This is a genomic window from Aquidulcibacter paucihalophilus (assembly GCF_002105465.1).
GTDB lineage: Bacteria > Pseudomonadota > Alphaproteobacteria > Caulobacterales > Aquidulcibacteraceae > Aquidulcibacter > Aquidulcibacter paucihalophilus.
Genome location: NZ_NCSQ01000032.1, coordinates 1 through 11,931, shown reverse-complemented (window position 1 = coordinate 11,931; position 11,931 = coordinate 1). Strand labels below are relative to the sequence as shown.

Sequence of the window (11,931 nt, the reverse complement as noted above, 5' to 3'; positions counted from 1 at the left end):
GCCGAAAGACCGCTCAACTACATTCTTGTGTGCATTGATGGCTTGCTTAGTCTGCCACGATGTTTATACCCGCGCCTTCGAACGGGCAGGTGGCCGAGTGGTTGAAGGCGCACGCCTGGAACGCGTGTATGGGTGAAAGCCCATCGAGGGTTCGAATCCCTCTCTGTCCGCCAGTTCGACTGATTTTCGCTTATTTTTCAAGAACTTAAAAATCGGACCACCCCGTACCCACACCGGTACCCACATTTTATTTTCAAACAAATTGCAGTTGGGACCGCTTTGAGGGCGGTTAAGTGGATCCGTTTCGAAGTGTTTCACACGCTAGCGAAGGTCCAGCAGGGACCGTTGACTTCACTGTAGTGGCAGTTTTGGCACTAGTCCAAACAACATATGTCACCGGCCAATCCCCGCACCTAAGACCTGCCCAAGAGCCAGCTCAGCGCCGGGGATCTCGCGAACAGCGATGACATTCACCCCGCGATCAATGACAGCATGGCGGCCAAGAGCTGTATCGATATGGCCGAGGACGGTTCCTTCCGAGGCATTGGCTTGGACGCCGATAGAGCCGCGCTCAAGCCCCAATTGTTCGCGGGCGGCGGCTTTGAATTCCTTGTCGCGCAGAGCATACCAGCTTTCGGCCTTGAATCCGACTCCTCGGCCGTGGGCGGCCCCATGGCCTGCCTTGATGAGATGATCTGCCCGAGCGCACAGTTCTGCCTCCATGGCCTCTGAAAGGTGTTCTGATGCGTCTCCGCCATTTGCCCGTCGCGCAAGAATGACATCATGAGGGGTGAGGCGGTCGATTGTTGGATCAAAGCGCTGCTCCACCTCTACAGCTGGGCAAGCGTCGACCTCGCGTTGGGACGAGGGTGCAGCTTCGCTTTCCATGGCCACGCTTTGTTCGGGTGCTCCCCGCTGCCCAAAGGCCGCCGTGCGCTCCCGGTCCCAATAGGAGCGGATCTCATCCTTGCTGCGCTGAAGGGTGTCAAGCCGCTGCTTCATATCTGGCGCAAAGGCGACACCAGCCTTGGAGCGTGTAACCAACCCCATCCGCTCAAGATGATTGATCCGACCGCGAGCAACGGCTCCAAACGTGTCAGTGCGGGTAAGCTCTTCTGAGGCGAGTAACCCGCCATTGGCTTCTGCGAGCTTGGTGAGCTTCCGATCAATGTCAGTCCAATAGTTTGCCCGTGTACGGCCAAAGAGCTGTTGTTCGGCCTCTGTGCGTGTCTTATCGCCAAGTAGGCTCTGAGCCTGGCTTTCTGCCCGTTGGCGGATGCCTTGGCTGATCATTTCGCGTGGGATGATCAAGGTCGAGCCATTGGCTCTGATGCCCCGGATCAAGACATGGGCATGGGGCTGATCGGTATCATGATGATTGATAGCAACCCAGGTGAGGGCGGGTTCTTTCAGATCACGGCTAACGTCTCCCATCACATCGCGGATATAGCCTTGAAGATCTTCCATCTTGTCGGCTTGCTCTGGACTGATGATCAGCCTGAAATGATGACGATCATCGCCCCATGCTCGCGTAGCTTCTTTGACGGCCTCTGGGGCAAGCTCGCCAGCGGGTCCATAGAAGTGAGCTTCTGACCCATCAAAGCCAACCCCTTCGCGGGCTAGATACTTCACATGTTGGACGATGGCCTTGCCGGGATTGGCAACAGCGCGGGAGCCTTTGTGGCGGGCCACAAAGGCCTTCACCACAACGCGCTGGGAAGCCCGCACGCTAATGGAACCAACCCTGCCATTCTTCGCCGCTGGACCACCACCAACAAAGCCACCAGCCGCCGCACCACTCCCACGACCAAAGAGCTTTGCATGGACAAGCTTGCGGGCAAGGGATGCCCGGACAGAGCCGCCATCACCCTTGAGACGGCTTGGCAAGCGAGCCTGCGCCTCGGCCCCATGGCTAGCGAGGCGCAGGCTTAAGCGCTCCTGAAGCGTGAAGACCGGCTCTGATCTGCTACCGCGATCACCCTGATCCTGACTGCCATAAGCCATGGTCGCAACTCCCAGATGGCGGCCCACGAAGACCCAGAAACCAGCCATTGGCGCAGTAATTCATGGCAATTCATGAGGCGCAATCAGATTCACCTATTTTGCGAATAATATCAGTAAGATAAAGCAAAAAATTTCTCCCTTTATCTTGCCTCTCCTTCTCTCATATCTCCTCTGTTCCCCTTATGACCCCGCTTCGAAACAGATCACCACAAAACGAAACACATTGGAGGAATGATAGCCTTATGAAGGCATGTCATCGCCCTAAGCTACTCAAAAGCAGCAACCGAAGCCCAGCCTAGACCCGAGCACGCGAAAAGGGCGGAGCTGTTAGGCTCCGCCCTTGGGCTAATTTGTTAGGATGAAGTGACTATGCGGCGGTCTCCATCGGCAGGTCTGCTTCGGTGTCAGGGCCTTCGGTTTTGGCTTTGCCGCGAGCGAGGACTTCAAGTTCGCTGAAGGGGCCTAGGACAAACTCGATGACGTAGCGGGTGCGGCCTTGATCGTCATCGTAAGAGCTGGGGCGGATGCGACCGAGGAGGCGAACCCGGGTGCCCTTTTGGACCATCGTTTCGATGCGGGCGATGATGGCGGGGGCAAAGACGGTGACGCGGTGCCAGTGGGTACGGTCCTTTTGGGTGCCGTCTTCGGTCTTCCAGCGCTCGGAGGTGGCGACGCTGAGGGTTGCGAGTTTGCCGGTCTTGCCGAAGGTCTTGATCTCAATCTTGCCGACGTTTCCGACGATTTCGAAATTGGCCTTATCCATGGTGGTTTCTCCGTTTGGTCTGAAGCTGTCCCGTCCGTTGGTGTCCCGGTCCGGGGGTCGCGGTGGCGACGGGGCGTAACAGCGTCCGGAACAAGGCGAGGGGCGGAATCCGACCTGGTGGCACACAAGGGCTTGGCGCGGGCAGGAGCGCAGCGACAACTCGGACCCTTGAATTCGAAGAATGGTGGGACACGCCGCCGGAGGCAGTTTTCAAGCCACGTCAACGCGTCTCCCGAGACGGGCAACAAGGGTCTAGACGGGCAAGTCAGACCATTCAAAGGAGATCAAGGACCAACTTGGTTTAGGCCAATGCGACAGCTATCGTCGACTTAAGGAAGGCATGCTGAGATCAAGACCACTAGACCAACGTCCGAGCTCACTTAGTTTCCCTCGCATTCGATCATCGCGCAATCTGGAAGACCAAGAATAAGTGGGCGTGCAGTCGGGAGTATCGGCTTACAAATGCGTCGATGACTTTGCCCTAAGCCATTTTGAACAACCTCGATGGTCCAACAAAAAGGGCGGCCTAAAGTGCCGAGCGGCCGCGAACACTCACGTGGGCCTAACAGCAATGACTTGGCCCGTCGTCACCAACACGATTAGCCCAAGTTCAGCGCCCGTAATCTTGAGATAATCTTGTACCTGCGCCCGATAGTGATTGAGGGTTTCGGCTGTCGGCTGCACATCGCTTTTCCAGTCGATGACAGCCCTTGGCTTACCAGTTTTGTCAAAGCTGGTCGCGTCGGCGATTCCAAAGGTCGCATGTTCGATGCCGTTAACGTCCAACGCCACATATACCGCCAATTCGGGCACCAAAGTCGGACGCAACTCAGTAATCGCCGGGATTGCAAAGGTACGGACTACGCATCCGGCAAGCTCGTCGGGACAAAGACCCTGGGCGGGGTCTTCTGCGATTGGCTTGCCGATTTCGACGATTAAGTCTGAAGCGCGTTCGATGAGTGCTCGGGCATCGTCAGGAGTTTCGCCGGTCAGAACTTCTTCAAGCAGTTTGTGCAGGATCAGGCCCCGCTCGCGACCTCCCTGAATACTGGGCCACATTGCTTCATCATCGGGCAGATCGGCCTCCGATTCTGCCCAGATCTCTGACGTCTCTCGTGTCAGAGTTGATCCAGCTGCGCTTTCGCCGCGGCTTGGCGCGAGCCAGACCAGATGACGTTGGCGTGCTAGGATGGATGCTGCTCCAGCGGCGAAGACTTCCCGCGTCTGATCGTTGGTCTCGACGCCCTCAGCGGACTCGAACCCGGGCGGAAAATGCGAGAGGTCAAGCGACGGCAGGTCGGCAAGTGAAAGATCCAGAAGCGAAATCCAAGCCGACTTCGATGGAGCAGCGTCGAGACGCGGAAGCACCAGAAGCTCACAGGCGCGAGTGGCTGCGACATACCACAAACGGATACGCTCTCGGTCGAGTTCGGCTTTCTCTCTGTCGCGCACCGCGTCATAGCCGACCGGCTCCACCCCAAACATCGGGCAATATAAAACGTCGTTATCACGATCCGTTAGGGCACCCTCGTGTGACTTGATGGCGGTCATCGTGTTAATTGGGACAACAATCGGCCATTCAAGGCCCTTTGCCGCGTGCATCGTGTAGAGCCCAACAGCATCCTCTTGAGCGTCAGGACGTCCTTCGACCTCGCGGGTCCCATCTGTCCAGGCCGCTGTCATCGCCTCGGCAAAATCGCGCAGGCCGCGAACAGCAAAAGACGTGGCCAGACTGAGATAGAGGTCGACATTTGTAAGAGCCCGCTCTGCCTGGCCGCGATGGCGTTCTAGTATAATAGGACGGACCCGCAGCGCATCGACGGCTTGCGACATCAGGTCGTGCGGCGTGGTGCTGTTGGCTTGTCGATAGAGTGACTGCAGCTTCTCGATGGTCGATCGCGCCAATGGATGCCCAATATGTTCGACGTCGACGCCCAAATCGAGACGGGGCAACCGTTCCGGATCGTCTTCGGCACGCGGCAGTGCCCAGATAATGTCAAGCAGTTCCTCTTCGGTTAAACCGACGAGCGGGCCGCGCAATAAGGCACCCAAAGCAAGGGTGTCACGGCGGTCGGCGAGCACACGCGTCAACGCGATCAGATCTTGAATCTCCTGACGTTGGAAAAGGCCCTTGCCTGCCTGAGTAGCTACCGGGACGCCGTAGCGTTCGAGCGCCTCCTCATATCGCCACATGTCCGTGCCGGTAGGGGCAAGCAAAGCGATGTCGCCGGGCCGGCAAAGATTACTGGTTCCGTTACGGCGATCAGGAATCATCTCGCTGCCAATTAAGCGGGCGCACATTTGAGCGATTGCGTCGGCTTCACTATCGCGCTGCTGTTCGGACGACGCCTTACCATTCTCGTCTGCTACTGCGACATCGAGTGCGGCAACACAAAGGCCCTCGCTACGATCTGCGTGATGGGGGTCGAGCGGAGTGAATCCGGGTTGACCATCGCTCGAAAGCGGAATTTCGAAGCGTTCGTTTACATAAGTGAGGATCGTCGCGCAGGAACGGAAATTTGTCGATATTGTAATGACACCATTGGGGTCCTGCGTGAGAAAGGCCTCCCGCGCCATTTTGTACGCATCAACATCGGCCCCACGAAACCTGTAGATCGCTTGCTTTGGATCGCCAACAAGGAAGAGCGCGCCAGGACGGATGGCGAATTTCCGCCATTCCGCGCTTGCAACGCCGGCCGGCGGGTCACCGCATAGGCGCCAGAATATTTCCATCTGAAGCTGGTCTGTATCCTGGAATTCGTCGACTAGGACATGTTTGAAGCGAGCAGCAAGGGAGCGTCGGACATCGTCATGATCGCACAAAAGATCCCGCGCCGCGAAGATCAGATCATCGAAATCGAGCAGGGCGGTTGAACGCTTATAGTTGCGGAATTGGTCCAGCACCGGCTTTACCTGAGCGATTAGGTCGCTCAAGATCTTGCTGGCAACGTTCTGCATCAGATCATACCAGGACTGGCAGCAGGCGACATAAAATTCTTTCGCCGCATCATTCAGCCGGTCGCCATCAGTCTTTGCCAAACCTACTCGCTTAGCGGCTTCGACCCATTTGCCTTTCTTCTGATAAGCAAGGAATGAACCTTTTTGCGTGCAGAGGTCGGGATGCGGCAACGAAACTAGCAATCGTATTAAACCAGTCGGAGTTTCGACGCTTGGTCCGCTATCAAGGCCCTTGGCCATCTCGGCGAAGCATTCGGCCAGCATGGCAGTTTCTTCTTCTACCGCTGGCGCGGTGCGGATGAAGTGGTTCAATTTAACAACGGAGTCGCGGAATGCCTGTAAGTGCGGGGCTAAGGCACTAACTGGCGGCGCCGAGATAGTCCTGCTTTTGCGCAAGTTGTCGACGACCTCATGAATCAATTCAACGGTGGTGCCGGGATCGTGCAACACCATTTCTGCGATGATGCCACCTTCTTCGCCCGACAGCTGTTCACGCAGCCACTTCTCGACAAGTTCATTAAACGCCAAGTCAGCTTGGTTACGGTCCATCACACTCGCGCCGGGATCAATGTCCGCTTCGACCGGATAGGGCTTGATTAGACGCTGACAGAAGCCATGGATGGTCGAGCAAGTGACCTCGTCGATCTCGTTTGCGGCGATCGCAAGGTTATCGTTTTGCTTCGCGGACAAACCGTCTGGAAACGCAATACGCAATTCGTCTGGAATTGTCCCTGCCTTTAGCTCAGTCACAAACTTGCGAACCCGCATCAGCAGTTCGCTGGCTGCAAGTTCTGTGAAGGTGACAGCGGCGATTGATTTGGCCGCGATTCCCTCGGCGAGCATGGCGGCAATGCGGCCCGCCATTACGGCTGTCTTGCCAGACCCTGCACCGGCTTCGACCATGATCGAGCGATCATGAACGCGAATGGCGGTGTAGCGGGCAGCGTCGTCGCTCAGTGCTTTTCTAGTAACTGTCATCACTGTGCCTCCCAGACCAGCGCAGCATCGCCGAGTGCATCCTTTGCAGCGGGCAGTTTTCGTTTGCAGTAGGTGGCACCGGCATTGGCCGGCAGGGCGAACGCCAGATCATCATAAGTGTCGCCTGTGTCCGGCCCGATGAATGCCTGACCGGATTGAAGGTTCGCCCGGGCGGCTTGCAAATAGCCGATGAGCTCGGTGAGTGTCGAGTCTGGATCATCAAGCTGAAGGTCAAGTTGATCGCGCAGGTAAAATAGCGATGCCCTTATCGACACGTCGTCGCCAAGGAGCGCCTTGACAGCAAAGGCATAAAGGCAGCGTTGCAGTTCGCGGCCACCATCAATGCCTATATTCTGTTTGGGCGGCTTTCCGGTTTTATAGTCGCGAACAAGCGCGCGCTTGCCATCGCCAGCAAAGTCTAGGCGATCGATGTAGCCGTTGATCCGAAAACCGGTGCTGGGTATGGTAACGGGAGTTTCTGGATCCCATGGGCTAGCGGCGTCTACTTTTGGCTTCGCCCCACCGAAGGCGACTTCGCCGAACGAGCGGGCATCGGGCAGATGTTCGTCACGGTATGTTAGCGCGTTCTTAGTAAGTAGTAGGGCGTCATCGAGCGTCCGCCGCCAGATTAACGCCGGTGGGACAGGCCGTTCACTTTCCCAAACGCTCGCCACGGTTATCACAGCCTGCTGCACGGCATTGTCGATTTTTGCTTTTCCAGCCGACGCGAGCCCCCCTGCTTTCTCGAGGATCGCAAGCGCTCGCTCGAGCGTCATATGAACTAAGTCTCCAAACGCCAATGCGTCGAGAACTAGCGGGTCAGTGCCACTCTCTGGCATCCGTAGTTGCATCCCATAGCGCCACACAAAGCCGAGTGGGTTACGAAGTAGGAGACGAAGCGAACTGGCAGATTGGGTCCGGTCAAGGATGGCAAGTAGGAGAGGATGGTCGGCGCGGACAAGACCATCGTGTGGGGTAATCGACTTATGACGCCAGTTTTGCCAAGCCGCCTTAGCGCTAATGGCTTGGTTGTGCGTTGCGAACTCGTGGGGTCTGGCTATGAGCCGGTCAGTCTCGCTAAATGCCTGAGCTGGAACTGCATTTCGGCGGACATAGCGCTCGTCAGATGCCGCGTAGAGAAGCGCACTTTCGCCTAGCTGGCGGCCTTGGCTGTCACGACGCGCGAACGACATGACGATTTGGTCGCTAGTCGTGGCTAGGATGGTTTCAAAATCTCGCTGATCTGCCGTGCCGACTGGTAACGGGTCTAGCTCCCGGCTCGGGATGATATGATCGGAAATAAGACGGTCTTCGGAAATGCCGCGCGGCCATCGCGACGAAGTCAGACCAATAAGCCGAACAAAACGACGCGGCGAAGCCGCCAATTCGTTTGCAGGCATCCAGGCCACCGAAACACAGGCCTCAAGCCCGTCGCTTTGTCTCAAGCGCTCCAGCGTCGCATCAATAGACGCTGAAGGTCCAGCCAATAGAGCTTTTTGCCAGATTTTTAGGGCGTTACCTGACAAAAAGGATGAGCCGATCTCTTCGGCTGCCTGATGCCCCTTCGCCAACAGATCGATGATGGCACGCAAGGTCGGCGTATGATCGGTCGCATCTGGCCAATCGTCTGGGGTCAGCCGTTCCAGCAAGCGTCGCCATGCTTCCAATGAAGCTAGCGGTGCATCGGCGGGTAATACACGCGTCCAGCTCTGTGGCAGGGAAACAAACGGGCCTGAGGCTGAACCACACAATGCGGCGAGCCGGCGCATCCTGGTCTGCGAGAAGCCACGGATCAGGAGATCGGCGAGCGCCGCTGCGGCTTGGCCGTCACGGGTTGCTGTGGCCTTGATCCCGTGGACAAAATGGAAATCGAGGTTCGCATCTGCTCGCAAAGCGAGGAAGTAATCGTCATAGTCACCGGTTGAAGCTGCCGCGATCGCGATGTCTGAAGGTTCAACTTCACCAGAGGCCAATAAGCCCCGCGCCCACCGAACCGCCTCGATGGCTTCGTGGTAGGCCGTCGCAGCGCTAATCTTGCTGATCGTAGGGGCCGTTGCGGCTTCGCGGTTGATCGTGACATCTAACTCGTTCAGCCAAGTGGGAACCTCACGAGGGCCGGCAGTCCAACTTACTTGGGTATGTATTGTGAGTTCTTGCAGAAGCTGACGCCAGCAAGGGGAAAGCTCGGTATGTCCGACGACCTCGACTGGGCCCAAAACCGACTTTGCGTTAGCAATCCGTGTTAGCGCGCGGGCTGCGAGATCAGTGGGGCGCATGGTGCCGGGCGGCAGCTGGGTGAGAACTGCTGCCTCTAGGCGCGCCAAAGAGTCAAGGCGACCGTGTTCGCCAGCGCGTTTGGACAAATCGATACCTGCCCGCCAAACCTTTTTGAGTGTTCCGGCGGCCGCATCGACCATACCGGGGAGCTCCTTGATGCTTTCTAACTGCCCGAGTGCCGTGGTCGGAAGGACGGCCCGAATTGAGTTTTGTAAGGACTCATCATCGATTGGACGAGCGAAGCCACCGGCCAAGCGAGCTGCAAGTTGCTCGAATGACATGATTTGCACGCCGTGAAGACGCTGTCGGGCCGCATGGAGACGCAGTTCCCGTGCCGCCAAACGGCCATGAGCGACGATGGTCCGCCGGATGGAAATGGTGGTCATCGTCACTCTCCCAGATTATTTTTTGTTTGCGTGCCGTCTTGTCGCCAATCGAATAATTCTGCCGCGGCCTCTTTGCTTATTATTTCTTTCTTTGAATCTGTCTTGGTCATCTGACTTGCCTGTCACCAAGCTTGGCTCAGTTTGACGTAACTCGATGATAAGGACGAAAAGTATACACACCTTAAAGATGTGTCCATTTGAATTCTGTCTGCATCGATTTGCAGGCAGCTCGTATGCTGGAGTAAGCTGGTCAAGCAGCATCAAAAAATTCGATGTCTCAGTTCTCCAAGCATCCAAAGATTTGAAGCCTTGCCAAGAACGCCCGCCTCACCCCAATCCCATTTCGTTCAAAATCCAATCAGCTGCTGCTTGTGCTTTGCTTGCGGCCGTTAGGAATGAAGATGGATTGTCGCCAAGGGCTTTAAGCCAGCCATCGATATAGGCGGCGTGATCTTCAAGGTGGTCAGTGGGCAGGCCAATGTGCGCGCCAATGAATGCACTAGCTAGTTCAGCGACTAGCTCTTCCAAGGCATAGCCTGCATCGCCAAAGCGGGTCTGACCAAAGTCACGATTGAGGCGGGTCTCATGGCGGGAGGCATGGGCGGTCTCATGAGCGAGCGTTGCCCAATATTGGCTGCCATCGCGAAACGCTTCGCGAATAGGCATTTGGATAAAGTCTGCGGCCTTGGAGTAGAAGGCCCGGTTGCCACCATGGCGAAGGGTTACGGGGATCCGGCCGAAGAGCGAAGCCCAACGGGTCTCATCTTCGGAGATGGTGATTGGCGTACGTGGAACAACCGGCGCTTCAGAACTCGCATAGAAGGTTTCCGGTAGACCATCGATTTGCTCGGCATTAAAGACGGTATAGCCGCGCAGAATACGACGGGCTTCACCTGCCTCGTCGCCATTGGCACCCTTGGACTTGGAAACCCGAGAAGGCTTGCCATCACCATCTGACTTATCGCCCACCTCGGCATAATAGACGACAAAGGACCCGCGCTCTCCTTTGCGAACACAGGCCTTCAGGGCCAGGGCCTGTTTGAAGGTGAACCAATGGCGTGACCTAAAACCACTTTCCAATGAGGCAGCCCATAGGGCGATGATATTCATCCCGCGATAGGGTGTCCCGCATGAACGCAAGGGCAAGACCAAAGCATCGGGCGGAGCAATATCATCCCATGGCTTGATCCACGGGCGAACACCGCGTTCCAGAAGAGCACTTATCTGGGCGGTGACACGCTCATGGGGTGTCAGACGAACTTCATCGGACGCCGATGAATAGCGGGAATGACGAGATGCAGTAAGTGAAAGTGACATGGCGGATACCTCCGCCGACGGGATCTTGCGTTACGCGATACTCACCATGAGCTCGCGCCGCCCCCATCGGCCGAGATCAACAAACCGCACCCCTGAAAACCTGCCCGCACCCCGGTGGTTTTGCCTTGTCTAGACCGGGGCGGAAGCGTAGCGCCCGACCGAATGGTTGCGGGCAGACGGGTAGGGGTGCAGGGATTTTGGGCCGATGGGGGTGAGTTCACGACTTAGTGTGCTCTCGAACTCCGGTTACCAGGTTGCCGATGAGCGCACCTATTGTTTGCAGCGACTTCTGAGAAATGCACGTTCGTCTCGTCGATTAGCGCGGTAGGCTGTGATGAGATGATTGTCATTTGAAACGACAATGCGCACGACGCCCTTAATCTTTTTTAAGGCAGCTAAGCGGTCATTGAGAACCATCTGATCTAATCCTTTTCGCTTAGCCAGTTTCAACTCTTGCGTTAGGGCCGATATCTCGTCGCAGACATCACGAGCGCGGATCAAATAGCCTCGGCCATCAACATAGTCACCAATTTCAGCCGCGACTTCCAGAAGGTTGGGATCAAGGCCCCGCTGTGCACAGCGCTCGCTTCCATGTTTTGTCATTTTGAACATTGGATCCGCCCCTCACGATAGCTCATCAAGGATGTGCTCGCCGGGTCTGGCGGTTCTTCCCACTAGCCATTTTGACCGGCAAACGGACGTGTCGGTGTCGCCGCCGGTTAAACTGACAAAGAAATGAAAGAGTTTGCCTTTGCCAATGAGAAAGGTCTTTGTGATCCTGGATGGCTTGCCCTTGTGATCGCCGTTAAGGAAATCATCAAAGTTTCTGCTAATAATCTGCCCAGAGACAGAGATCCTTGGTATCCATTCGCCGAGGGCCACATACCGTTGAGGTATGAACTGGGCTAGTTACTGTGCGTATGGAGACGTTACAGACAGTAGCAGCGGGATATGGGCGTCGGCTTGATGTTGTGGAGACGGGTCGTCGGCGTCGCTTTTCTGATGATTTCAAGCGGTCGGTTGTGGCAGAGAGTTATGCGGCTGGGGCTGTGATTACGCAGCTTGCGCGCCGCTATGGGGTTCACCCAAGTCAGATCTACGTTTGGCGGGCGCAGGCTCGTGGTGGTGGGGTTGGCCGGATTTCGGAGCCGCCGGCATTTGTTCCGGTAGTTGCGACTGGCGACCATGGGGGTTTATGTGAACCCTTGCCAGCACCGGTAAGTGCCCCACTTGTCATTATGTTGTCAG

The 11,931-nt window shown here is 56.5% G+C and carries 7 protein-coding genes and 1 tRNA gene; 2 read left to right on the top strand and 6 right to left on the bottom strand.

What is annotated here, in order from left to right:
• The first annotated feature begins 83 nt into the window (after positions 1–83).
• Positions 84–173, top strand: a tRNA-Ser gene (locus B7364_RS02700).
• Positions 174–393: 220 nt separating this feature from the next.
• Here the strand turns inward: B7364_RS02700 and B7364_RS02695 are convergent.
• The 6 genes from B7364_RS02695 to B7364_RS02670 all read right to left on the bottom strand — a co-directional run bounded on the left by B7364_RS02695 (position 394) and on the right by B7364_RS02670 (position 11,295).
• Complete coding sequence (locus tag B7364_RS02695) at positions 394–2,004, bottom strand: hypothetical protein (protein WP_157893446.1); 1,611 nt, start codon at positions 2,002–2,004, stop codon at positions 394–396.
• Between the two features lie 367 nt (positions 2,005–2,371).
• On the bottom strand, positions 2,372–2,767 hold the full coding sequence (locus B7364_RS02690; protein WP_085338409.1) for a single-stranded DNA-binding protein: 396 nt from the start codon (positions 2,765–2,767) through the stop codon (positions 2,372–2,374).
• Positions 2,768–3,319: 552 nt separating this feature from the next.
• Positions 3,320–6,703 (bottom strand): UvrD-helicase domain-containing protein, encoded by a 3,384-nt coding sequence (locus B7364_RS02685; RefSeq protein WP_085338408.1) that lies wholly within the window; start codon positions 6,701–6,703, stop codon positions 3,320–3,322.
• Positions 6,703–9,366, bottom strand: coding sequence for a PD-(D/E)XK nuclease family protein (locus tag B7364_RS02680; protein ID WP_085338407.1), 2,664 nt, complete (start codon positions 9,364–9,366; stop codon positions 6,703–6,705). Before B7364_RS02680 ends, B7364_RS02685 begins: the two co-directional genes overlap by 1 nt.
• A gap of 327 nt (positions 9,367–9,693) precedes the next feature.
• On the bottom strand, positions 9,694–10,683 hold the full coding sequence (locus B7364_RS02675) for an ArdC family protein (protein ID WP_085338406.1): 990 nt from the start codon (positions 10,681–10,683) through the stop codon (positions 9,694–9,696).
• Positions 10,684–10,953: 270 nt separating this feature from the next.
• The gene (locus tag B7364_RS02670; protein ID WP_085338405.1) at positions 10,954–11,295 is read right to left on the bottom strand and encodes a hypothetical protein; all 342 of its coding nucleotides are present in this window, start codon (positions 11,293–11,295) and stop codon (positions 10,954–10,956) included.
• Between the two features lie 308 nt (positions 11,296–11,603).
• On the opposite strand from B7364_RS02670, the gene B7364_RS02665 reads away from it, so the two are divergent.
• Positions 11,604–11,931: transposase (locus tag B7364_RS02665; RefSeq protein ID WP_085338404.1), on the top strand; the 328-nt coding region annotated here is incomplete at its 3' end.